16 protein-coding genes are annotated in these 24,318 nt (G+C 69.2%); 10 read left to right on the plus strand and 6 right to left on the minus strand.

The genetic code is table 11. The annotated features are described in order from the left end of the window. Positions 1-49 precede the first annotated feature (49 nt). Positions 50-235, minus strand: coding sequence for a hypothetical protein (locus BLQ61_RS08140; RefSeq protein ID WP_139182724.1), 186 nt, complete (start codon positions 233-235; stop codon positions 50-52). A gap of 285 nt (positions 236-520) precedes the next feature. Here BLQ61_RS08140 and BLQ61_RS08145 point away from each other — a divergent pair, with 285 nt between their 5' ends. Beyond that, complete coding sequence (locus BLQ61_RS08145; RefSeq protein ID WP_091568793.1) at positions 521-1,063, plus strand: hypothetical protein; 543 nt, start codon at positions 521-523, stop codon at positions 1,061-1,063. A 95-nt stretch (positions 1,064-1,158) separates the two neighbouring features. Here the strand turns inward: BLQ61_RS08145 and BLQ61_RS08150 are convergent, their stop codons facing one another. Then, positions 1,159-1,389 (minus strand): DUF6447 family protein, encoded by a 231-nt coding sequence (locus BLQ61_RS08150; protein ID WP_091568794.1) that lies wholly within the window; start codon positions 1,387-1,389, stop codon positions 1,159-1,161. 496 nt (positions 1,390-1,885) lie between these two features. Here BLQ61_RS08150 and BLQ61_RS08155 point away from each other — a divergent pair, with 496 nt between their 5' ends. Beyond that, on the plus strand, positions 1,886-6,547 hold the full coding sequence (locus tag BLQ61_RS08155; protein WP_091568795.1) for a beta strand repeat-containing protein: 4,662 nt from the start codon (positions 1,886-1,888) through the stop codon (positions 6,545-6,547). A gap of 379 nt (positions 6,548-6,926) precedes the next feature. Here the strand turns inward: BLQ61_RS08155 and BLQ61_RS08160 are convergent, their stop codons facing one another. The 4 genes from BLQ61_RS08160 to BLQ61_RS17710 all read right to left on the minus strand — a co-directional run bounded on the left by BLQ61_RS08160 (position 6,927) and on the right by BLQ61_RS17710 (position 14,933). After that, positions 6,927-9,446 carry a beta strand repeat-containing protein gene (locus BLQ61_RS08160; protein WP_091568797.1) on the minus strand — a complete coding sequence of 840 codons (2,520 nt, stop codon included), beginning with the start codon at positions 9,444-9,446 and terminating at the stop codon, positions 6,927-6,929. Between the two features lie 375 nt (positions 9,447-9,821). Then, positions 9,822-11,366 carry a tetratricopeptide repeat protein gene (locus BLQ61_RS08165; protein ID WP_091568799.1) on the minus strand — a complete coding sequence of 515 codons (1,545 nt, stop codon included), beginning with the start codon at positions 11,364-11,366 and terminating at the stop codon, positions 9,822-9,824. Then, complete coding sequence (locus BLQ61_RS08170) at positions 11,344-13,395, minus strand: CHASE2 domain-containing protein (protein ID WP_139182725.1); 2,052 nt, start codon at positions 13,393-13,395, stop codon at positions 11,344-11,346. The genes BLQ61_RS08165 and BLQ61_RS08170 overlap by 23 nt, the downstream gene beginning before the upstream one ends. 2 nt (positions 13,396-13,397) lie before the next feature. Continuing rightward, positions 13,398-14,933: a FecR family protein gene (locus BLQ61_RS17710; protein WP_175488251.1), complete on the minus strand. Its 1,536-nt coding sequence runs from the start codon at positions 14,931-14,933 to the stop codon at positions 13,398-13,400. A gap of 282 nt (positions 14,934-15,215) precedes the next feature. Here BLQ61_RS17710 and BLQ61_RS08180 point away from each other — a divergent pair, with 282 nt between their 5' ends. From BLQ61_RS08180 to BLQ61_RS08215, 8 genes are all read left to right on the plus strand, one after another. Next, the gene (locus tag BLQ61_RS08180) at positions 15,216-15,914 is read left to right on the plus strand and encodes a Crp/Fnr family transcriptional regulator (RefSeq protein ID WP_091568803.1); all 699 of its coding nucleotides are present in this window, start codon (positions 15,216-15,218) and stop codon (positions 15,912-15,914) included. 134 nt (positions 15,915-16,048) lie between these two features. Beyond that, positions 16,049-16,855 (plus strand): ABC transporter permease, encoded by an 807-nt coding sequence (locus BLQ61_RS08185; protein ID WP_217629389.1) that lies wholly within the window; start codon positions 16,049-16,051, stop codon positions 16,853-16,855. Further along, a complete protein-coding gene (locus tag BLQ61_RS08190; protein ID WP_091568805.1) occupies positions 16,845-18,131 on the plus strand; it encodes an ABC transporter ATP-binding protein in 1,287 nt (428 codons plus the stop codon). The genes BLQ61_RS08185 and BLQ61_RS08190 overlap by 11 nt, the downstream gene beginning before the upstream one ends. After that, positions 18,122-19,135, plus strand: coding sequence for a GNAT family N-acetyltransferase (locus tag BLQ61_RS08195; protein ID WP_091568806.1), 1,014 nt, complete (start codon positions 18,122-18,124; stop codon positions 19,133-19,135). The genes BLQ61_RS08190 and BLQ61_RS08195 overlap by 10 nt, the downstream gene beginning before the upstream one ends. Continuing rightward, complete coding sequence (locus BLQ61_RS08200; RefSeq protein WP_091568808.1) at positions 19,132-20,118, plus strand: lysophospholipid acyltransferase family protein; 987 nt, start codon at positions 19,132-19,134, stop codon at positions 20,116-20,118. The genes BLQ61_RS08195 and BLQ61_RS08200 overlap by 4 nt, the downstream gene beginning before the upstream one ends. Positions 20,119-20,120: 2 nt before the next feature. Next, positions 20,121-20,909 carry a hypothetical protein gene (locus tag BLQ61_RS08205; RefSeq protein ID WP_139182727.1) on the plus strand — a complete coding sequence of 263 codons (789 nt, stop codon included), beginning with the start codon at positions 20,121-20,123 and terminating at the stop codon, positions 20,907-20,909. A gap of 314 nt (positions 20,910-21,223) precedes the next feature. After that, complete coding sequence (locus BLQ61_RS08210) at positions 21,224-22,354, plus strand: class I SAM-dependent methyltransferase (protein WP_175488252.1); 1,131 nt, start codon at positions 21,224-21,226, stop codon at positions 22,352-22,354. Next, positions 22,351-23,490, plus strand: coding sequence for a glycosyltransferase family 2 protein (locus BLQ61_RS08215; protein WP_091568813.1), 1,140 nt, complete (start codon positions 22,351-22,353; stop codon positions 23,488-23,490). The genes BLQ61_RS08210 and BLQ61_RS08215 overlap by 4 nt, the downstream gene beginning before the upstream one ends. Positions 23,491-24,318 lie beyond the last annotated feature (828 nt).

Below are 24,318 nucleotides of genomic sequence, written 5' to 3' on the forward strand. Positions count from 1 at the left end.
GTCAGGCCGTGCACGACGGCCGCGCGCGCCACCAGGGCATGGCTGCGTGTCAGCCCTGGCCCTTGGCGGCCTTGTCGCCGGTGGCCTGGCCGGCCTGCGCGTCGGCGGCAGCCTGCTTCTTGCGGGCCGGGTCGAGCATGGCGGTCAGGTCGGCCTGGATCTTGCGCTGCATTTCCTCGCTGGTGGCCGGGGTGGCGGGAGCGGCGGGGCTGGATGGGGTGGCAGGAGCGTTCATGGCATACACCTTGGTGGTGCCCTGCCCGCTCTGGAAAGGCGGGAACAAGGCCGGTTGAAATCCGGACGGGCCGCGAACGCCTGGCGCCGCGCCGCCCAAGAAGCTGCAGCTTACTGTACCTGCCGCCCGCCACCCCGCGCCTGACCGGTGCTGTTTCCATCCCTTACCGCCGGGCCCGGCACGGCCCCGCCGCGCAGGCGGCCGCGTCCGCGAAAGGGCCGATGGCCACCATCGGCGACAATCCACCGCTGCCTTTTTGCCCAGCCCTGACCCAGAAGATCTTCCGTGACGCCGCCCTCTCCCTCCCGTCCCCTGTTTCCCAGCAACGCCTTCGTCCACAGCGCCTACGAACATTGCGCACGCATCTGCATCGGCTTGCTGACCTCGCGCGGCGAGATGGCGCCGCAGCTGTTCCTGGTGGGCGCGCCCGCGCGCGGGAACGACGCGGCCACCAGCAAGGTGGCCAGCGCCGGCGAGCAGGCCCTGGCGGCCTTCCACGCCGACGAGGCCGGCGCCCGCCAGTTGCAGTCCTGGATTGGCCAGTTGCTGGATGCGCGCCAGCCCCAGGGACAGGCCCTGGCCCAGCAACTGGGCGCGCCGCTGGTGGCCGTACACGCCTGCCATGTGCTGGCCCCGGCGGGCAGCGCGCCGGCGTGTGCCCCGGGCCTGCAGCCGGTGCTGCACGCCGACGGGCGCGCGCAATGCCTGCTGCTGACCGTACACACCGGCGCATACAGCCAGAGCGCCTGGATACCGCTGGGTCGCGACGAGAACGGCACCGTGCGCCTGACCATCGCGCCGCTGCCGCCGCTGGCAACGGACGCATGACGCAGGCGAAGATTCACCTCTTGCTACAAGAAACATAGCTGCAGACCCTTGCACAACAACGGGCCGATGGCGTTCTGGCCCTTGGTACGCAGGAATCAGAGCTTGAGCGTGTCGCCGTGCGCGGCCTGCATCTGCTGCAATGGCGTGGGCAGGTGCGCGCGCAGGGCCGACAGATAAGCGTTGCGCGCAGTCTGCACCAGCGCCGTGTCGCGCTGCAGCTCGCGCAGGCGGTTCTCGGCGGCGATCAGCATGTCCAGCTGCTGGCGCGCCTCGGGGCTGAGGCTGTCGGTGTCGAATTCGCGGTCGTCGATCTTGATGGTGGGCATGGCGGTATGCGGGCTTTTCACGAAAGTTGCGGGATATGTATGCAGGCCGCATAGGCTTGGGCGGAAGCTGCGGCCAGAAGACCTTGGCAAGACGCCTCCTGGGCGATCGTTGGCCAAACAAAATTCCTCGCGCACTCAGGGAAATATAAGCGCTGCATGCAGAAGCTGCCCTGCGGCATCTTGATAGAGCCACGTCAATCGGTGAAAAGCGGCGCGTATCGCCCTCACGCATGACATAAGGGGCCTTACTTGGGCTGCCCCCCTCCGCACCCCATTCCGCCACCGCCGCCCTGCCGATCCGGTTACATCCAGAAAAAATTTCTTGGCGAACTACACCAGAAATTTGATAATTTGCAGCACTTTTGTTTACAAAAGTCTTCCTGCCGCCTGCAACTCCTCCTCTTCCATACCGAATGCAGCTTGCACCGCTGGCTGCACTTGCACCCCTTCCGCCCATCAATTTCTCGGGGCATCTCCTCTTCTCTGAAAGTGTTCCATGGCATTGACCTTTGCTGACCAGAATCCGCTTTCCTACCAGGAAGGCTCCGGCCCGGTTGTCATCGACAGCGATATCACCATCTCCACCAGCGGCTCTGAAGACTTCAGCGGTGGTTACGTGGACTACTCCATCACCAGTGCAACGGGCACGGAGAAGCTGGCGATCAAGACGGTCGGTAGCCTTGCCTCCGTAGCCACAGCCAGCGGTGCGGTGTCCGTGTACGACGGTGCGGTTTACCTGGGCAACGGCGGTACAGCCACCGTGATCGGTATCGTTGACCTCGTGAAGAACGGCGTGGTGTCGGCCGGCAACCCTGCTGGCACGCTGCGCGTCAATTTCTCCAACGCCTTTGTCAATGGCAACTTCGAGGACGACAGCGTTGGCGCAACCGCCGTGACCGGCTGGACCCTTGGGCCTCTGAACCAATTTGTGCATCTGGACGGCGTATCCCAGATTGCCGGGCAAGCCACCCCGAAGGACACCACCTGGCCGACCCAGAACGCCAACCAAAATATCTTTGACAACGTCACGGCCACCAGCAAACCTGGTGCGGCCAGCATCGTCTCAGACAACGGTGGCAAGGCACTGAAACTTGACACCGGGAACATGAGCATCAACAAGGGCTTCGGCGTGGTGCGAGGCCCCTATGTGTACAGCAATGGCACGGTGGCACTTCAGGCAGGTGACCAGATCAAATTCGACTGGAAAGCCATCGCTGGCGGCGATGCCTACGATGCCTACGGCTACATCGTCAATACCAAAACCGGCGCCACCATCACAATCTTGGACGAAACTGGAACGTCCAGTGGCGGTGGCACCAACTGGGCAAACAAAAGCGTCACCCTCGGCGCAGGCGAGGAAGGCACCTATCGCTTCGTTTTCGTGGCCGGCTCGTACGATCTCACAGGGGGTCAATACGTTGGCGGTGCGCTGCATATCGACAACGTCGTTGTCACCCAGCAGCACCCTGCCCCCGCCCTGGGCGCCAGCGTGATCGAACACCTGACGGAGCAGGTGACCTACGAAAACACCAGTACAGACTTCGACGTCAATACCCCGGCCGCGATCAACCGCACGTTCAACGTCGATGCGGTGGACGGCGCCGCTGTTCCTGGTCACCACACCAGCAGCAACACCATCAACCTGGGCGACCAAAACAGCGCCCCCTACTTCAACACCCCGGCCAAGCACAGCGCCGGTGACGAAGAAAACCCGCAAGCCGTCAGCCAGACAGTGAGCGCCTGGTTCACCAGCGTTTTCAGCGACCCCGACAACGTCACTGGCACCACGACCGACACGCTGGCCGGCGTGGTCATCACTGGCAACCCGACGCCTGCCACCAGCGGCAAGTGGGAATACTCGCTGGACAGCACCGATGGCACGGATGGCACTTGGCAGGATCTGCCCGCCGGACTTTCGTCTGCCAACGGCTTGGCGCTCGACACCAACGCCTACCTGCGCTACACCCCGGAAAGCTCGCCTGGCACGCACACCGCCGGCACCGGCACCCTGCAGGTGCATGCCGTGGACAATTCGGGCTATACCGATGCCAACACGCCCGCCGTGTCGTTCACCGGCGATGCAGCGTCGCCCCAGTACTACGACACCACCACCGACTCCGACTTGCACTCGCCCGTGTCCAAGGACGCGTCGGCCATGCTGGCGTATGTCACCAGCTTCAACGGCGCTCCGGTCATGGCGGACGCTACGGCATCGGCTGGCCTGGTCAGCGGCCCGATCCCGGTCAGCCCAGCGCTCGCGCCGCAGTGGACGGCCGCGCAGCTGTATGACCAGGTTGGCGGCACCGACACGCCGGACAGCCTGACGCGCGACACCAGCGCCGAAGGCTGGGCCAAGGGCATCGCCCTCACCCATCTGGAGACAGTGGGCGGCGGCACCTTCCAGTACTCGACCAACGGCGGCGCCAGCTGGACCAGTGTCGCCACCCCGAGTACCGTGACCGCCAACAACGCCTTGCTGCTTGCCCCCGACGCACTGCTGCGCTACCTGCCGGACGCCAGCGACGCCGCGGGCGACACCGGCACCTTCCAGTATGTGCTGTGGGATGGCAAGCCCGGCTCCGGCACTTCGGGCGGTTATATCGATGCTTCCGCCCGAGGCGGCCAGACCGGATTCTCGATCGACGAATCCAGCGCGGTGACCATCCAGGTCACGCCGCCGCCGGCGCCGGTGACGACCACCGCCAGCATCGCGTCGATGACCAAGGACACCGGCGCCTCGGCCACTGACTTCATCACCAACGACGGCAGCGCCGGGCGCACCCTGGGCGGCACGCTCAGCGCGCCCCTGGTGGCGGGCGAGCAGCTGATGGTGTCGTTCGACAACGGCACCACCTGGCAGCCCGCCACCGTCACCGGCACCAGCTGGAGCGCCGTGGACAGCACCGTCCACACCGACAGCTGGGTCATCCAGACACGCGTGAAGAACGCCACCGACCTGGGCCCGGTGCAAAGCCAGAACGTCACGCTGGATACCACCCCGCCCACTGCCCCCACGGTGGATTCGCTGATCCTCGGCACCGGCCGTCCGGTCCTGCAGGGCCATGTCGGCAGCACCCCGCTACCGGCAGGCGAGACCCTTACTGTTGCCTTCAACGGCGCCACCTACACCAACGTGCCGGTGGTAGCCGACGGCAGCTGGAGCATCGACACCGCCAGCGCCACGCCCACCAGCGGCAGCCTGGGCAGCCTGGTGGCCGGCCAGGCATATGACGTGGCCGCCAAGGTGACCGACACCGCCGGCAACGTCTCGTTCGACGCCACCGGCGGTGAATTCCGCCGCGACCCGCTGCAGCCCAAGAGCGGCCCGGGCGACTTCGAATACACCGTGCCCAGCCAGACCTTTGCCGGCAGTGGCGGCCCGGGCGGCCTGACCTTCAGTGCCACCCTGGCGCCCGCCGGCGGCAGCGGCGGCCCGGGCGCTGGCACACCCCTGCCCTCGTGGCTGGTGTTCAACCCGGTCACGCAGACCTTCAGCGGCAACCCGCCAGCGGGTGTGCCTTCGCCCCTGACGGTGCGCGTCACGGCCGATGACGGCGCTGGTCATCAGTCCTACGTGGATCTGCCTTTCGTGTTTGCCAGCACCAACGATGCCCCGGTGATCGTGATGCCCAGCCCGCTGCCCGCATTGCCCGCACCCGGAACACCCACCAACCTGGATCTGACGGTGTACGACGCCGACCCAGGCGAAATCCTCACTGTCACCCTGTCGCCCGAGAAAGGCACGCTCAGCGGACTCGTGGACGCCGATTCCAGCACGCCCGGCATCCAGCTCATCGGCACAGCAACGCAGATCAACGCCGCACTGGCCGGCGCGCTCTTCACCCCCAGCGCCACCGAGGATTCCTGGGTCAACATCAGCATCACCGACGGCCATCTGTTCGCGCCGATCAGCAGCGCCTACCAGTTCGCGCCTACCGGCACCGGCGGCACCGACAACGGGCAGTCGCACGACACCGACCGTGACGGCATCAGCCAGACCGTGGAGAACCAGGCGCCTGGCCTGCCGACCAACGGCTCTCTGGGCAACCGCGGCGACGGCAATGGCGACGGGCTGATGGACAGCCAGCAGCCGGATGTCACTTCGGCACGTTTCCTCAAGACGCACACCGCCGTCAGCCAGCCAGGCCAGGCGCCGGCTACGTTCGTCACGCTGGTGGCGGATTCGCGTGCCGGCAAGATCGATCCGGACGACGGCTCTGCCCGCATCACCCAGCTGCAACAGGGCGACGCGCCCGCCGACCTGCCGGCCGGGTTTGAATCGGCCCTGGGCCTGCTGCACTCCAGCGTGCGCATCAGCACCTGGGGCGGCAGCGAAACCTTCAGCCTGTACGTGGAAGGCGGCCAGGCCATCAACGGCTATTGGCTGCAGGACCAGGAGGGCGCCTGGACCAACCTGGCCAGTGCCGAGCTGGGTGGCCAGATCGTGCAAGAGGGCGGCAAGCAGCGGCTGGACTTCCAGATCACCGACGGCGGCGCCTTCGATTTGGACGGCCAGGCCAACGGCGTGATCGTCAGCGCCGGCAACCTGGGCTGGTACACCCAGGCCGATGACAGCGACAACATGCTCGACGCCCCGCCGCCGGGTGCCGGCCGCGTCGTGGACGGGCTGGACGGCACCGACACACTGCGCGTCGCGCAGGACCGTGGCGACTTCGAGCTGCACCACAGCGCCAGCGGCGAGTACCAGCTGACGCGCCTGTCCGATGGCGCCGTGCTGGGCCTGCGCAACATTGAGCGCCTGCAGTTCCAGGACGGCACCCGCCTCGCCCTGGACTTGGACGGCGCCGCCGGCACCACCGCCAAGCTGATCGGTGCCCTGGTGGGCACCCAGGGCCTGGCCGATACGGCGCTGGTGGGCGCGGTGCTGGGCGTGGTGGACCAGCCCTTCACGCCGGCCCAACTGGCCAACCTGGCACTGCTGGCCCTGGGCAACCCGGACGCCCACGCCACCGGCCTGCTGGTGTGGCACAACGTCATCGGCACCCCCATCACGCCGGAGATGCTGCACGAGCTGAACGCCTACGTCGCCGCCGGCGGCACGGCGCGCGACCTGGTGCTGTTGGCCGCCGACTACCAGCAGAACCTGGACAACGTGGATCTGGTCGGCCTGGCCGATACCGGACTGGCGTTCGCCTGACCCACAAGGACCGGCAGCCGTTGCCGGGCCGTCAGGCCCGCACCAGCGCCTGGTCAGCAAAAAAGGGGACAGCAGCGATGCTGGTCCCCTTTTTTATGCGCCGGTGCCGGGTTTTCAATGTTTTGAGGCCTTAGCCCTGATGAATCATGGGCCATAAGCTACATTTTTAATAGCAAAACTGTATTTCCCAGCCGGAGTTTCCCGAATCGCTCCCCGGCGGTTCATGCGCTTCTCGATGCACCTTCTGGGCATCGGAGTGGCTGGTGCTTTCAAGTAGCGCCGACCAGCCTCCATAAAAAAAGCCGCCAGCCTAAGGGCCAGCGGCTTTTTCGATGACTGACGCGACGGCCCGGCAGGCTGCCGCGTCAAGCCAACAGACTTAGACGAACATGAAGTCGCCAGCAGCCACGGCTGCAGTACCCGACAGGAAGATCACCAGGTCGCCATCGCCCAGGCGGCTGTCGCCGTTGGTGTCGATGTACACCGTGGTGCTGCCAGCTGCGCTGACGGCGTTCACAGCGTACTGGACACCACCAACCGTGAAGTCGGTCGTTGCGCCCGTCGTCGTGCCGGTCGTCGCAATGTTGGTGAACAGATTGCTGTCGAAGCCGAAGCTGCGCAGGTCGATCTTGTCCTGAGCCGTGGTAAAGCCTGTCACCACGTCAGCGCCAGCTGCCGTCGAGCCAGTGTCGCCCAGGGCATACACCAGCACATCAGTGCCAACACCTGTCAGGTTGATCTTGTCGGCGCCAGCGCCGCCACGGATCGTGCTGACCGCATCCGCCACGGTGTTGACGTTGATCACGTCGGCACCTGCGCCACCCGTCACGGCCACGCCAGCCTTGGCCACCAGGGCTGCGTTGGTAGCAGGAGCAGTGGTGTTGGTGTCGTTGTTCGTCACGTTGACGGTCTGCACGCCGGTACCGGCGGAAGCGTCCACCGTCAGCAGCGTGTTGGATGTAGCAGCAGCACCGCCGAGGTTCTGAGCCTTGTCCACAGTCAGCTGGTTGGCACCGGAGCCACCCAGCTTGACCGTGGCGTTAGCCGCATCGGCCAGCGCGCCGAACGTGGCGGTGAAAGCACCCTTCACCTCGGTGGCGTCCACGCTGGTCAGCTTGGTCAGGTCATTCACGTTCTGCAGCGTGACCTTGCTGTCCGAGGACACCGTCAGCGTCTTCAGCGAAGAGCCCACATTGATGTCTTGCACGGTCACCAGGTTGGATGCGACCACGTCGCTGAAGTCCAGGTTGATGGTCTCGACGTTGTTGCCGGTGTTGGTCAGTGCGCCGATGGTCACGGTGCTGTCCGCGCCCAGGGCGATGCCGCCGTTGTTGAAGGTGAAGTCGATGACGTCGGAAGAACCGGTGGCGTTGGCCAGGTTGAACTTCACACCACCGAAGGTGACTGCGCTGTTCGACACGGCGTTGTCTTGGCCCTTGCCCTCAAAAGCAACGGTCGTGCCAGACTTCACGGCGGTGACGTTGCCGAAGCCAGCGGTTTCGGCCACGGCCAGCAGCGTCACGTCAGCAGCGTTGGTCAGGTTCAGGTTGGTGCCAGCCACGCGGGCTTCCACTTCTTCCACGCCCAACAGCTTGGCAGCCTCGTTGGTGCTGACCGTGGTCAGCACCAGGCGGTCGTTGCCCTCGCCCAGGTCGAACTTGTCCACGGCATTCAGGTCGCCCGTCACCACGACGTCGTCGCCCGTGCCGGTGGTCACGGTCTGCGTGCGCGCTGCCGATGCGGCCACGTTCAGGAACAGGTCGCCAGTGGCTTCGCTCGCGTCCACGGTAGCAATGGCGTTGCTCAGGAAGCCCGTGCCAGCGGCCTTGGTGCCGACAGCCAGGTTCTGGTCGCCAGTGATGGTGACGCTGGTCAGGTTGTTGCCCGTGGCAACGTTGCCCAGCACGCTGGCGGCGCCTTCGGTGGTGATGTTCAGCTCTTCAACGCCAGCCACCGTGAAGTTGGCGGCCTTGGCCTTCACGCCAGCGCCGTTGACCAGCAGGTTCAGCGCGTCAGCCACGCCAGCCGTCACGGAAGCATTGAACGCCACCGTGGTGTTGGAGTTGGTGTTGCGGATCTGCACGTCCACCAGGTTCTTCAGGCCCTGGAACGCCAGCGTCGAAGTCTCGCTGGAGTTCACGTTGGCCACGGTCTTGACGCCGTTGGCATCGCTCAGGTCAAGCGTGGGGGTGGCGCCCTTGGCGTCGATGGAAACGATTTCCACGCCGTTCAGCGTCGGGCGTGTGGTGCCGCTCAGCAGTTGAGCGAACAGGGTATCGTTTTCGCCGTCGGTGCCCGTCAGGCGGTCACCGGTGGTCAAAGTCTGCTCGTCAACGCCGGTGTACTGGTTGTAGTCCAGGTAGCCGGTGAAGGTCTCGCCGGTCAGCACGTCGGTGAAGCGGGTCAGCGTGGTGGTGCCGGAACCGTCGTCGCCTTGCTGGGGCGTGGTGTTGGCAGGGTTGGACGAGTACACGAAAGCGTTCTCGACTTCCTTGTTCCACAGCTTGGCGGCCTCGGCGTACACGGCCTGATCGCCCGTGGCGTTCTCCAGGCCCGACAGGATGGTGGCCAGTTGCAGGACAACGACGCCGCGTGCATCGGCACCCAGGCCTTGCGACACGATGCCGAAGTAGTCGGTCAGCTCTTCTTGCAGTGCCAACACGTCTTCGTTGGTACTGGGCAGCACACCCAGGTTGGTCAGCACTTGGGTAGCCAGGTCCGCATCGGAAACATTGGCGTACTGGGCGCCGAACTGCTCGGCGAAAGCCAGGTTCTGCTCTTGGGTGGTGCCGGCGGAGCCCTTCTGGCTCTGGAACACGGCATAGGCGGGGCTGGTATTGTTGAACGCGCGGTTCAGGGCGGCGACTGAGTAGTCGGTGCCAAAAATGGTCTGAGCCATGAGATTCTTCCTTTGCAAAAAAAGATAAGTTCAAGCTACCAAAGATGGTGGCCTGGCAATGCCATGGCCTTTGCGGGCCATGGCACGAACGGAGCCAACCAGCTTTATACACAAGTTGCACCGCGCCGCCCGCGCCCTGCAGCCACCGCCCAGAAGCAGAAGCACCATGGCCAGACAGACTTTGGCAGCCAACTCGGGGCGTAGTCTAGTCGCGGGCGCAGACGTTTTGAGGTGATGGCCGTCACACGACACATGCCATCAACGGCGCGGAAAGAAGTGTTGCAAACAGGCAACCCGGCTTGCGGTCCATTACAAGCGCAGAACTGCAGCCCCCTTGCAAGGCGCGGTACCAGCATCAGTGCTCACAGGTTTGCACTACCACTGCGCGCGCAACCCCAGCCACAGGCCCTGGCTACGCATCTTGAATAGCGCCAGGGTGGAATGCTGGGCGATGGCCTCGGCACCGACGACGGCCTGCACGCCGGGCGTCAGGGGCTGCAGCCATTCCACGCGGGTGCTCAGGCGGTGGGTGCTGCGCAGGCGGCCGTCCTGCAGCAGCGGGCTGTAGCCACGCCCGTCGCGGCTGTAGGCATATTCGGCGTCCAGCAGCCACAGGGCGCCAGGGCGCACCAGCGCCGGCGCGGGGGTGCTCAGGTGCAGGCGCAGACCGGCCTGGGCCTGGTCGCCGCCGGGGCGGGTGGCGTCCAGCGCGTGGTCGTGCCCGGCGCGCAGCACGGTCAGCCACTGGCGGCCTTCGGGGGGGCGCGTGCACTGCCACTGCAGGCTGGCGCCCAAGTAGCGGCTGGACAGCACGGGGCTGCTGTGCAGGGTGCGCATCTGGGCGTCGGCGGCCCAGCGGGTGGCGCAGGCGCCTTGGGCGTGCTCCAGGCCCAGCGACAGGCTGCGGCCCTGGTAGCGCGTGCCACCGGGGGTGCGCAGCGCCGCCACGCCGGCGCCCAGCCAGGGGGCCAGGGTGGCGGGGGCATGCGCGCCAGGCGCTTCTTTTTTTCTAGCATCGCCCCCAGTCCAGACGGGGGCTGCGGTGTAATCGAACTGCCATTCGGCCTGGGTGCTGCCGGCGCTGGGCAGGGCCGGGGTGTCGCGCTGCTGCACGGCGGCCTGCATGCCCCAGCGCGCGCCGCCGGCCTGTTGGCGCTGGAGGCTGGCGCGCAGGTCGGCCTGGCGCACGGCGCCGGCGCGGGGCTGCTGGGCGGGCTCGATGGGCAGGGTGACGCTTTGGCCGGGCAGGGTCAGGGTCAGGCCGGACAGGCGGCTGGCGCCCTGCAGGTTGTTGTCGTAGCCCAAGCGCAGGCCGGCCGACAGGCGCACGGGCGGGGCTGCCTCGGCGCCAGGCGCGCGCGCCCAGATGGGCGCCAGGGCGCGCGCCTGCGCGCTGGCCAGCACGGCGGTGATGTCGGCGCGCAGCGGGGCGGGCAGGTCGGGGCGCTGGCGCAGGTCGGCCAGCAGGTGCAGGGCCGACAGGGTGTCGCCGCTGCCGGCCAGGGCGATGGCGTACTGCAGCAGGGCTTCGGGGGTGTCGGGGGCCAGCAGCAGGGCGCGTTCGAGGTGGTCGGCCGCCTGTTCGTAGCGGCCCTGGCGGTTGCGCTGCGCGCCCAGGTGCAGCAGGAAGGCCGGGGTTTTCTCGCAGCGCGGCAGCTGTTCGCTGAGCTGCTCCGGGGGCTGGGCCAGCAGCGCGGGGGCGTCGCAGGGCAGTTGGGCGGCGTCGATGGCCGGGGCCTGGGCTTGGGCGGGGGGCGTCAGGCAGGCGGCCAGCACAAGGCCCGCCAGGGGCGCCAAGGCGCGCGCGCTGGCGGCGGCGCCCTGGCGCGCCGGGGGCGGACCAGGCGGCAGCGTGCCCTGGCGCGTGGCGGCCTGGGGGTGGCGTGGGCGTGGCGGCTCAGCCTGGGGGCTCGTCGGCATCGAGCGGGTGGGCGTAGATGTGGTGGGGCACGCGCATGCCGTCCAGCAGGAAGGTGCCCATCGACTGCAGCCCGGCGCCGCCGACCTGGGCGGCCAGGCCCTCGCCCACCAGGATGGGGTGCGACAGGTCGGCCGTCATGGCCACCAGGCGGCTGGCGATGGTGACGGTGCGCCCCATGACCATGTGCGCACGCCGGCTGGCCAGGCCGAAGCTGCCCACGGTGGCGGGGCCGGTTTCCACGCCGATGCCCAGGCTCAGGGGCTCGAGCCCGGCCGGGGCCGGGTCGGGCAGCACGCCCCGCACGGCGGCCTGCAGGGCGATGGCGGCCTGCAGGGCGTGGCTGGCGTGCTGGTCGGCGCCGGGGCTGGCCTGCAGCTCGCCGTTCCAGACGGCGATGATGGCGTCGCCCTGGAAGGCCTCGATGACGCCGCCGTGCTGCTGCACGATGCGCGTGGCGGTGGAGAAAAAGGCGTGCAGCACGGCGGCCGATTCCTCGGGCGGGCGCGCTTCGCAGTAGGCGCTGAAGTTGCGGATGTCGGCGAACAGCACGCTGACCTGGCGCACCTGGGCGGCGATGGCGCTGCTGGGGGGCTGCAGCGCCAGCGCGGCGGCCACCGGGGCGGGCAGGTAGCTGGACAGGTGGGTGTAGAGGCGGTCGCGGTCGATGCGGCTGCGCGCGTGCTCGAAGATGCCCAGGCAGATGCCGAACAGCAGGGCGAACAGCACGGGCGCGGCCCAGCCCAGCCACCAGCCGGCCAGCACCTGCAGCGCCCCATGGCCCAGCCACAGCAGCGCGGCCAGCGTGGCGCCAGCCAGGGGCAGCAGATAGACGGGCCGCCCGCGCGCACCGGGGGCGCTGGCGCCCGCGTTGGGGCCGGCGGCGCGGCGCCGGGTGGGGGGCAGCAGCAGCACCAGGAGCGCGGCCGACGCCAGGACAGCCAGGGCCTGCAGCGGCGCGGCCACGCGCGGGGTGCGCGGCAGTTGCCCGTCGATGAGCGCGGTGACGAGCTGGGCATGCGCCTGGAGGCCCGAGGCGGCGCCGCCGAAGGGCGTGGCGATGGTGTCGTTCAGGCCGAAGGCGCTACTGCCGATCAGCACCCATGCGCCGTCCAGCAGCCCGGCGGGGATGCGCCCGGCCAGCACGTCGCTGGCGGCCAGGCTGATGAAGGCGTCCGGGTGCTGGCGCCAGGGAATGCGCAGGTCGCCGCGCTCGTCCAGGGGGATGGGGGGGGTGAGGTCGGCGCCGTGGGTCAGCAGCCAGGGCGCCTGCAGCCAGCCGCCGCGCTGCAAGCGCAGACGCGGCTCCTGCGTGCCATGCAGCAGCGCGGCGATGGCCAGCGCCGGATACGAGCGCCCGGCGTGACAGATGACGGCCGGCTGGTGGCGCATGACGCCGTCGGCGGCGATGCGCGGGGTGATGTGGCCGGCGGCGGGAGCGCTGGCGCCGGGGCCGTCCGCCTCCTCCTTGGGCAGCAGGCTGGCGCTGTTGGCCACGTAGCCGTTCGCCTCGCCGAAAGGGGCCGGGCAGCCCGCCCAGTCCAGGGCGCCGGCGAGCTGGCCGACCTGGGGCTGGCCGCCCTGCTCCAGCGCGAATACCTGGGCCAGCACCGGGTTGTGCTGGCGCACGGCCTGCGCCAGCAGGGCGTCGTCCGGGCGCTGCTCGGCGAAGACGATGTCGAGGATCTGCTCGCTGGCGCCAGCGCGCGCCAGCTGCTCGAGCAGGCGCGCCTGCGTGGAGCGTGGCCAAGGCCAGGGGCCGACCTCGGTGAGGCTGCGCTCGTCGATGTCGATGACGATCAGGCGGCGCTCGTCGGCGTGGCTGGCCGTCTGCGCCCAGACCCAGTCGCCGCTGCGCTCTTCCAGGGCCAGCAGCCAGGGCTGGGCCAGGCGCAGCACCAGCAGCGTGACCAGCAGCGCCGTGGCCAGGGCGGCCAGGGCCATCAGCCGCTGGGCGCGGCCGGGCTGGGGCGTGGGGGCGGCGGGCTCGGAGCGAACGCTGCCATCCGCGCCGAGGGCGCGAGGCGGCAAGGTCACTGCCTCCAGAGGGTGATGCCGCGCAGGTGCCCGGTGGCCAGTTCCTTGTCGAAGGTGTAGCCGGCATCGAACAGGCTGCCGCTCAAGCCGCCGGCGATGGCGTCGCCGTTGGTGCCCTTGAAGAGGCCGTTCGGGGTGATGTTGCCGCTGGCGCTGATCTGCTGGCTGCCGATGCTGGGGTTTTGCAGCTCCAGCCGGGTGGCGAACTGGCTGCGCCCGAAATCGACCAGCAGGTTGCCGCCCAGCACGTCCACGCCCTGCACCGGGCGGTTGTTGCCGGGCAGGTAGGCAGCGGAAGACTGCGTCAGGCGGAAGCTGACCACGGGCGCGGAGGCGACCTGAGCGGCCCAGGCGCTTTGCATGGCGGCGGCATCCACTGGCACGCGGTACAGCGCGTAGCTGCCGCTGGAAGCGGCTTTTTCAGCGCCCGCCTGCAGGGCATCCTTGACGCTGTGGGCGAAGTCGCCCTGGGGGCTGCCCACCGTCCAGGCGTAGCGCACCCAGCCCAGCTGCACGGGCGGAGGCGGCGTGGAGGGTTCGACGACAGCGGGCGGCAGGGGCGCTGGAGGCGGCGGCGGCGGCGGCGGCGGAGGCGGAGGCGGCGGCGGCGGCGGAGGAGGCGGCGGCGGCGGCGGAGGCGGAGGCGGTGGGGGCGCGGACGGCAGCGCGTTCACCGTCTGGGCACCGGCGGTCTCGACGCTGAGCACCTTGACGTTGGGCGTCTCGGAGACGGAGGGCTCGGCCGGGCGCGGGGCGGCGGCGACCTGCACCGGGGCCGGCGTGGCGTCGGCGGCGGGGGCGGCACCCCCCGGGGCGGGCGCGGGCGCGGGCGCGCCGGGCGCCGCGTCGGGGCGGCTGGGCGCGGCGGCGCGCGGCTCGGCCAGGGCCACGAGCACCGGGGTGGCCTGGCTGCGCGCCAGCTCGATCATCTGGCCCTTCATGTCGGCGCTGAGCAGGCGCTCGTGGCCGTTCAGGCAGGGGCCGACGCTGGCGCCGCAGCCGCTGGCCAGGGGCGTGAGCGCGATGGCGCCGCTGTAGACGGTGGCGGCGGTGAGTTCGGCGTCGGCGCGCACGACGAAGTCCGTGCCCTTGACGCCGATGGCGGCCACGGGGGTGTTCAGGCGAAAGCGCTCGCGCGCGGCCTCGCCCCAGGCGCCGGTGATGGAGCGCGCCACGCCCTCGTCCAGCCGGAGTTTGATGGCGCCCAGCTGCGGCTGGCCGGGCGTGTGGCTGTAGCTTTCGATCTGCAGACGGCTGGCGGGGCGGATGCTCAGGCGTCCGCCATCGACGAAGCGCAGATGCACGTGCCCGCCGTCCTCGGTCTGCAGGCGGTCACCCACGCGCACGGGCATGCCGCGCGCGACGCTGCGGCTGGAGCCGTCCTCGCTCCACAGGCGGGCGCTGCCGATGACCAGCGTGGCCTCGCCCACGATGGGGGAGGCGGCGCCGCCCGTCGCCGCCCGCGCGCCGAATCCCGCAGCCGCCAGCGAAAGCGCCAGTGCCAGGGTGGTCAGGGAAGGTGTGGTGTGCATGGCGGGCCAACGGTGAGGAAACGGTGGATGGGCGGCGGGTGATGCAAAAAAGCGACAATGAGGCAAAACCGGGATGGCAGGGGCGGAATTGTCCTGCATTTGCCTTGGCGGGGCTGTGCGTGCGGTCACAGGGCGCGGTGGGGGCGGCGTGGCACGATTCGTCTGCCCGGATAATGGCGCACCACCTGCCTTGCTTGCTCCCGCGCGGCCCGGGCCGGCCGTTTCGCGCCTCGCCACCGCCCGTTGTCCCGGGCCCCTCACCCGTGCCCGTGCACAGCCCGCATGCCCGTCTCGGTCCAGTTGCTCCATCAGTTCACGTTGCTGCGGCCGCTGCCGCAGGAACTGCTGGCGCCGCTGTCGGCGCGCATGGGGCTGCGTGAATTCGCGCGCCGCGCGGTGGTGGTGAGCAAGGACAGCGCGGCGCAGGAGCTGGGCTTCTTGGTGGAGGGACGGCTGCAGGGGGTGGATTTCACGGTGGACGGGCGCAGCGTGGGGCTGTACTTCGTGGAGCCAGGGGACTATTTCGGCGAGCTGTCGCTGGTCGATGGCAAGCCGCCGTCAGAACATGTGGTGGCGGCGGCCAAGTCCACGGTGGCGTTCCTGGACGGAGCGGCGGCGCGCGAGCTGATCCTCACCCACCCGCCGCTGGCGCAGGAGGTGATGACCCGCTTGGCGGCACGGGTACGCGCGGGCGCGGCCCAGCGCACGCTCCTGAGCCTGCCCAACCCCTTCCAGCGTCTGTGCGTGCTGCTTTTACAATTGCCCCAGCGCAACGTGCAGGGCCACCTGGAGGTGGACCAGGCGCCGACGCACCAGGAGATGGCCATCATGATCAACGCCAGCCGCGAGACGGTGACGCGGGCCTTCCAGGTGCTGTTCACGCACAAGGTGCTGGTGCGCGAGGGCAATGCCCTGCGGCTGCTGCAACCCGACCGCCTGCGCGACATTGCCGAAGGCCGCGCCGACCCGCCCCGGGCATGAAAGGTGGCCCGGGCCGCTGCCGCGCGGACAACCGCCTCGGTGCAGGGCGAGGCGGCGGGCGGGCCGCCCTGTCCGGTTGCGCCGCCCCCACGACCTAGAGCCTGCTTCGTTTCTTCCTTTCTTTCGTTACGCGCGTGTCCTTCTCTTTTCTCATCGAATTCCTATGTCCCTGGCGCCAGCGCGCGCTGGTGGCACAACTGGCGCGGCGCGAGGTACACGCACGCTACCGGCAGTCGGCCCTGGGCCTGGCCTGGGTGGTCATCACGCCGCTGCTGATGCTGGGCGTGTACACGCTGGTGTTTCGCCACGTCATGCGTGTGCGCTGGCAGGGCATGGACGAGAGCAACCTGGCCTTCGCGCTGCGCATCTACGCCGGGCTGGCGGTGTTCAGCTTCTTCGCCGAGTGCGTCAACCGCGCGCCGGGGCTGGTGCTGGAGCAACCCAGCCTGGTCAAGAAGGTGGTTTTTCCTACTGAACTGCTGGCTTGGGTGTCGGCGGCCAGCGCAGGCGTGGGGCTTGCGGTATCGGGCGTGCTGCTGCTGGTGCTCACGGCGCTAGTGCAGGGGTCGTTGCCCGTGACGGCGCTGGCGCTGCCGCTGGCGTGGCTGCCGCTGGTGCCGCTGGTGCTGGGCCTGGGTTGGCTGTTGGCGGGCGTGGGCACGTACGTGCGCGACGTGGGCCAGGTGCTGGGCATGGCGATGAGCGCGCTGATGTTCCTGAGCCCCATCTTCTACCCCGTGGAGGCGCTGCCCGAAGCAGTGCGCGGCTGGATGGTGCTGAATCCGATCGCGGGCGTCATCACCGACACGCGCGCGGTGCTGGCCGGGCAATGGCCTGCCTGGGGACGCCTGGCGCTGACGCTGGCCGCGCACTCGCTGCTGGCGCTGGCCGGGGCGCTGTTTTTCCGCCGCGTGCGGGTAGGGTTCGCCGATGTCGTCTGATTCGCAGCAGCTGGCCATCAAGGCGCGTGGCCTGGGCAAGCGATTTGCCCTGTTCGAGCGCCCGGCCGATCGTTTGAAGCAACTGCTGTGGGGCCGCTGGCGCAGCTATGGGCGCGAATTCTGGGCACTGCAGGATGTGAGCTTCGAGATCCCACGCGGCGCCGTGGTGGGACTGGTGGGGCGCAACGGCGCGGGCAAGTCCACGCTGTTGCAGATGGTGTGCGGCACCCTGACGCCTACCTGCGGCCAGCTGGCGGTGCGCGGGCGCGTGGCGGCGCTGCTGGAGCTGGGCGCGGGCTTCAACCCGGAGTTCAGTGGCATCGAGAATGTCTACATGAATGCCGCCATCCTGGGCCTGACGCGTGAGCAGGTGGACGCGCGACTGGATGCCATCCTGGCGTTCGCCGACATCGGCCGCTTCGTGCACCAGCCGGTCAAGACGTACTCCAGCGGCATGTTCGTGCGCCTAGCGTTCGCTGTGGCGACCAGCGTGGAGCCGGACATCCTGGTGATCGACGAGGCGCTGTCGGTGGGCGACGGGGCGTTCGCGCGCAAGTCGTTCGACCGCATCATGCAGCTGCGCGAGGGTGGCGCGACGATCCTGTTTTGCTCGCACGCCATGTACCACGTGCAGGCCCTGTGCTCGCGCGCGCTGTGGCTGGAGGGCGGGCGCGTGCGCATGTGGGACGAGGCGGTGCGCGTGACCTCGGCGTACGAGACGGCGCTGGTGGTGGAGAGCCAGAATGCTATTGATTCAGTAGCTACAGGCCCTGATTCAACAAGGGCAGGCGCCGGTTTTGACCCCAAAACCCGTCGCACGCCGGAAACGCTGTCGGACGCGGCGCCCGTGCACGCGCCCGAGGGCCGGGCCGTCATCACCGCCATCGAGGCCTGGGCCGACGGCGTGCAGGGGCGCGAGCTGGCCGTGCACAGCGGCCGCACGGACGTGCGCATCCGCATCGCCTTCGCCAGCGACCCGCAGCTGCCCTGCCCCTCGGCGGCCATCGGCATCGCGCACGCCAACGGCATGACAGTGGCCAGCGCCAGCAGCGTGGGCGACGGCGTGGTGCTGCAGCGCGGCGCCGATGGCGTGGGCGCGGCGCTGCTGGTGCTGCCGCAGGTGCCGCTGCTCAAGGGCGACTACACGGTTACGGTATTTCTGGCCTGCGAGCGTGGCCTGCATCCCTACGAGGTGGTTGAACGCGCTCTCACGCTGCGCGTATTGCAGGACGGCCTGGAACAGGGCCTGGTGGCCCTGCCCAGGCAATGGAGCTGAGAACGGTGCGCAACGTGCCTTGGCAGGCGGTGGATCTGGATACGCGTCACAGTGCGCAGGTGCGCGCATTGTTCGCCGAGGTTTTCGGTGGGCCTTTGACGCCGGAGCTGTGGCACTGGAAGTACGCCGACGGGCGCGGCCTGGCCACGGGTACGCGCGACCGCCAGGGGCGCTTGCTGGCGCATTACGGCGGCACGGCGCGCACGCTGTGGATGGGCGGACGGGCGGTGACGGCGGTGCAACTGGGCGATGTGATGGTGGCACCCGAGGCGCGGGGCTTTCTGTCGCGCAACGGCCCGTTTTCAGTGGCGACGCGCCACTTCCTGCAGCAGCACGTGGGGCCGGGACGGGCCTTCGCACTGGGCTTTGGCTTTCCCGGAGAGCGCCATGTGCGGTTGGGACGCAAGCTGGGCCTGTACGAGGCGACGCAGGAGGTACTGCACCTGCACTGGCCCGTGGCCCGGCCGCCGGCCCTGGGCTGGCGGCTGCGCTGGCGTGCGCCGCCCATCGACTGGGCGGCAGGGGCCACCGGAGAGGCGCTCGATGGGCTGTGGCAGGCCATGCGCGCGCAAACGCAGGGCTACGTCATCGGCGAACGGGATGCGCACTGGTGGCGCCATCGCTTCGCCAACCATCCCGAAGTGCGCTACCAGTGCTGGTGGCTAGGCCGACGCCACGGCGGTGCACCGCTGGCGGCGTTCGCCCTCAAGCCGGCGGACGCGCCGGGCCAGCCCTGGGAGCTGCTCGACTGGATCGCCCCCCCGCAGTACGCACCCGTGGTGGCGCAGGCGGCGCGCACGCTGGCCGCGCGCGCGGGCTGCGGGCTGATGGCCTGGCTTTCGCGTCCCGTGGCCGAGGCGCTGCAGGCCTGTGAGCCCTCGGGCGAGGCGCCACGCAGCCATGTGGCCTGCATGGCATGCGTGACCCTTCACCAGGACAACGCCGCACTGGGGCACGACGCCCTGCCCTGGTGGCTGACAGGCGGGGACACGGATTTTCGATGACGCTGGCCTGGCTCGAACCCTCGCACGCCTGCAGCCGTTGGCTGCAAGGCCCTGAATATGACGGGTTGCTGCCGGCGCTTGGCTGGTTGCCCCGGTCCTGGGCGCTGGCGCTGGCGCGTGGACGTGGGCACGTCAATGCGCACCATGATCGCGACTGGGTATCTCTGGCGCTGGGCCACCGGCATGTCCGTGCGCTCACGCTGCAGGCGCTGGGTGAATTGCTGCCGGAAAGCCAGGCGCGGGCGGCGCTGCGCGAGCGCTATGCCACCTTGGCGCGCGAGGAGTTCGAGACGCGGCTGCTGGCACGGCGCGGCCTGGCCGCTTTCGAGGTGCAGGCGCGGCAGGCGCTGGATGCGCTGGACGCGCGCCCGGCTGGCCGCGGGCTGGTGCTGCTGACGGCGCATTTCGAGAGCTTCGTGCTGGGAATCGCGGCGCTGGCGTCGCGCGGTCAGCGCGTGCACGCGGTGATGTCGGCCATCACCGAGGACGAGCGGCTGCATCCGGCCGTGCGGCGGCACTTCCGCCACAAGTATTCCGGACTGGAGCGGCTGCTCAACGGTGGACGGCTTCTGCCCATAGAACAGCACCAGCGCCACTACTACCGCGCGCTACAGGCGGGCGACGTAGTGGTCATCCTGGCGGATGCTCCGGCGCCGTCGCCCGAGGCCGGCGTGTGGCTGCCCTGGATGGGATGCGAGCGCGCCGTGGCGCAGGGAGCATTGCGCCTGGCCACGGCTACCCGCAGCCTGCTGGGTGGCTTCGCCTGCCACCATTTGGGCGGGCGGCGCCACGCGCTGGCACTCTCGACGCTGCACGATGCTTTCGACCCCGCGCCGCTGCCGGCCGAGCAGGGCATCGAAGCCGCGCACGCTGCCGTCTTTGCCTTCCTGGAGCAGCACATCCGCCAGGCGCCGCAACGCTGGTGGGGCATGCACCTGCTGCCGCATTACCCGAGCGCGCCCCGCGCGCCGATGGAGTCCTGACCATGGCTGACGCTCCTGGCGCTTCTGTTGTCCCTGGCGCCGTGACAGACCCTGTATCACCGGCGTCCCTGCTGTTCGTGAGCTGCGTGAGCGATTGGAGCGTGGCGCGCGAGCGCCTGCTGGCCTCGCCCTGCCTGCAGCCTGGCGCCCGGCCGTTGGTGCTGCGCGGCAACGCCTGCAGCGCGGCCGAGGCCGTCAACGCGGTGCTCGATGGCCGCCCGCACGAGCGCTGGCTGGTCTGGCTGCACCAGGATGTGTACCTGCCCGCGGGCTGGGACGTGCTGTTCGCCCAACGCCTGCAGGAAGCCACGCTGCGCTGGCCGCACCTGGCGGTGGCGGGCGTTTATGGCGTGCGCGGCGCGGGGGCGGATGCCGTGCGTGCCGGCCGGGTGCTCGACCGGGGACGGCTGCTGCATGAGCCGGCCGCCCTGCCCTGCCTGGTGGACAGCCTGGACGAGCTGCTGCTGGCCGTGCGCTGCGATGCCGGCCTGCGCCTGGACCCGGCCTTGGGTTTTGATTTCTACGCCACCGACCTGGTGCTGCAGGCGCAGGCCGCCGGCCTGGCGGCGGCGGCGCTGGACGCCTGCTGCGAGCATTGGTCGGGCACGCCTGCGCAGGGGGCCGTGCACGACCGGCTGGTGCAGCGCATCACCGCCAGCGCCGCCGTTTTCGAGCACAAGTGGCGCCAGCGCCTGCCGTTGACGACGCCATGCTTTGCCATTGCCGCGCCGGGAGACACTGCCGCTTTCCTGGAATGGGCACGCCGCCTGCCATCCGCGCCGCAGGCCTAGGGCTGCAAGCCAGCAAAGAAGAGAAGTGAAAGACCGCGATGTTTGATTTCGTACTTTGCCTGCGCCCTTTTCCGGCACAACCGTCGGCCGAGTTTGCCGAAGGGCTGCAACGGCTGCGCGCGCAGCTGGGTGGAAAGGCGCGGTGGTTGTGGAGTGGGGCGGACGCAGCAGGTGGGACGGAATCAACGGCGTCCTGTGCTGAGCCCCTGGAACAACTGCTGCGTTTGGCGCTAGATGCGCCAGAGCCGGCCTCCACCGTTGGGGAGGCGTCTGGCTGGCTGACTGCAGCCAGTGAGGCAGCCGATACCAGGACCGTGCTGCTGCTGGCCCATGCGCACGTGCTGTTGGCCGACACCTGCCTGCCCTGGCTGCGCGAGGCGTTGACGGGCGCGCACGTGGACGCGGGAGTTGCTGGGCAGGCCGACGGGGAAGCGGGCGCTACAGCCTTTTCCAGTGCTGGCGCGCCTGCCTGTGAACTGTCGCTGTGCTGGACAGCTGCCCACGCTCCAGCCGACCTGCCTCCCCACTACGCTACCGTGCGTGGCCTTGAACGCTACGCCCACGCCTTGCGCGCGGCCATCCCGGCGCAGGATGTGCCGCTGCCGCAGCCGGCGCTGCCCGCCGGCGCCCTGGTGGGCGCGACCACCGTGGGTGCACTGGCGCGCTGGCTGCAGGGCCAGGCGCTGGCCGGCGCTTGGTGGCCAGGCTGCTTCGCGCATGACTTCAGCAGCTACCACCAGGGACACGACGGCCGGCGCGACATGCTGGCTTGGGTACCGCAGGAGGCGCAGCGCGTGCTGGACGTAGGCGGTGGAGAAGGACACTTCCTGGCATTGCTGCGCACCGAGCGCGGCTGCGAGACACATTTGAGCGAGTTTTCGCCCTCGGCATGCGCGCGTGCCGCGCAGCGGGTGGACCACGCCTGGCCAGGCGACTTCCTGCGCCTGCAAGTGCCCGATCTGCCCGACGGCGGTCGCGGTGCCTTTGACTGCATCACGTTCCTGGACTCGCTGGAACACGCTGTGGAACCCGGCCAGTGGCTCAACCAGGCGCACTCTCTACTGCGGCCCCAGGGGAGCATCGTAGGTTCAGTGCCGCACGTAGGACACTGGACGGTGCTGGCCGACCTGCTAGAGGGGCGCTGGGATTACTGCCCGGTGGGAATCCACTGCAATACGCATCTGCGTTTTTTCACGCAGCGCACCCTGACCGACCTGCTGACGCGCCACGGCTTCGAGCTGGAGCACCTGGAAACCGCCGTCGTACCTTGCCCCCCCGAGTGGCGCTCCCACTGGCTGGCCACGCCTGGGCTGGCTACACAGAGCGCGCAGCTCGATGCCTATGCATTCACCTTCCGTGCCAGGAAAGTCCAGGCCCTGGCGCAAAATGCAGGTGGCCCGCAAGTACGCGACAGTGCGCAGCATCGCGAGCCCGCCTCATCATGAGAACGCCACAACGGCGCACGTCCGCCCGCGACACGGCAGGCCGCCCACCGCTGCCTGATTGCGCGGCCGTGCTGGTCAACTATTTCTGCGCGGCCGACACCGCGGCGGCGGTGCGCTCGGTACTGGACGATGCCCCGGCAACGCAAGTGCTGGTCGTGGACAACAGCGCCGATGGTCCCGAACACGCACGGCTGCGCGACCTGCTTCCGCGCCAGGCACGACTCATCGATGCCGGAGCCAACCTGGGTTTCGGCCGTGCTTGCAACCTGGCTTTTGGCAGCACGGACGCGCCATTTGTCTTCTTCGTCAACCCCGACGTGCGCCTGGCGGGGGGAAACTGCACGGCAGCGCTGGTGCGGGCGTTATGCGCCGACGCCACGCTGGCCGCGGTCGGCCCCCGGCAGTTTCTGGACAGCCGTTGCCAATGGCATCTGCCACCTGCAGAGCTGCCCACCGCCGTACGCGCCTGGGTGCAGGAGCGTGCGCTACGCGACGCGCACGCCTGGCAGCGCATGGCCCGCGCCGTGCGGGCCGAGAACCTGCGTTTATGGACAGCGAAGTCTCCGCTCATGCAGCGGGCGCTTTCTGGTGGAGCGCTGATGCTGCGCCGCGCTGCGCTGGCGCCAGGCGAAGAACCGTTCGACGCGCGCTTTTTCATGTACTACGAAGACTCGGACCTGTGCCTGCGACTACGCCGGGCCGGCTGGCGCATGGCGGTGGTGCCCGCGGCGCGCGCCATCCACGCCTGGCGCAATGCGCCGCACAAAAGCGCGCTGATGCACGCCGGCGCGCAGGTGTACTTTGGCAAGCACTGGCCTGCAAGAACACAGGACCCCTGGTTGCGCCGGGCGGATAAACTGGCCGAAAACGCGCCCGCGGCCAGGCCCTTCTGTGCCAGCCACAACGAAGCGCGCGTGTCGGTGCCTTGCACGTGGCAGGGCGGCTGGCTGCTGGAGCTCAGCCCCAGCCCCCTGCTGCAACCGTGCACCGGACTGATCGCCGCTGGGGCGCAAGCATGGATATCGCACGAGGTGCTGCAGGCTTTAGGCCCGAACGATGTGCACGTCCGCCTGTCGCCTGTTGGACCCAGGCTTGGCCCGGACACGAAACCCGTACTGCTGCGGTTGCGAACCTGAAACCAGACCAGCGCCGACCGCTGCATGGAAGATGCACGCTGCCCGCCGCCTGTCACCACCGGCTTCAGTCCTTGAAAGAACAAAATCCCTTGAGACCTGTCTTGCGGATGACACTATGGCAGTGACTGAGCGGCTGCCATCCGCACATGCCAGCTTCGCCATCCCCTTTTTCAATTGCCGACGATGACCCGCCCGCCTCCACGCCCCGCCATCACCACCTTGTTGGCCGTGGCGCTGACTGCCGCCAACGCCCAGGGATTTTCTTCCGCTCCCGGAGAGCTGAGCAATCTGGGCGTTGTCTTTTCCCAATCCCTGGGCAGTGCCGCTCCAGCTACCGCGCCGCCGGCGCCCCCTGTCGCACCGGCCCCAGCTCCTGTACATAGCCCCGTACCGCCACCGGCACAGGCCGGCGCCATGCCCGGCACGCCCGCGCCCTCCGCCGTTGTTCCCGTGGCGGGCACGGGTGCGCCCCTGGCATCTGCAGCCATACCCGTGCCCGCCTATGCAGTGCAGCTCGGCCAGTTGCGGACCAGCAACCCTTTCGACCCGCAGCGGCGCCTGTGGCCTGACCGGGTGCCGCCCCCCCCCCCCCCCCCCCCCCCACCTGCGCCCACGCCCATCACCGAGCAGGATATGCAGCTGTATGGCGTGACCATCGTGGGGTCTCAGCGCTTGGCAACCGTCAAGATCGGTGGTCGCTTTGCCCAGATGGCGCCAGCGGCCCGGCCCTTTGTTACCCTGGGCGAGGGGCAAACTGTGGGCGAGTTCACGGTCAGCCAGATCAGCCCCGACCGCTTGGTGCTGCAAGCTGCAGGCGGCCAGCAGGTC

This window comes from Oryzisolibacter propanilivorax (genome assembly GCF_900103645.1).
GTDB classification, from domain to species: domain Bacteria; phylum Pseudomonadota; class Gammaproteobacteria; order Burkholderiales; family Burkholderiaceae_C; genus Melaminivora; species Melaminivora propanilivorax.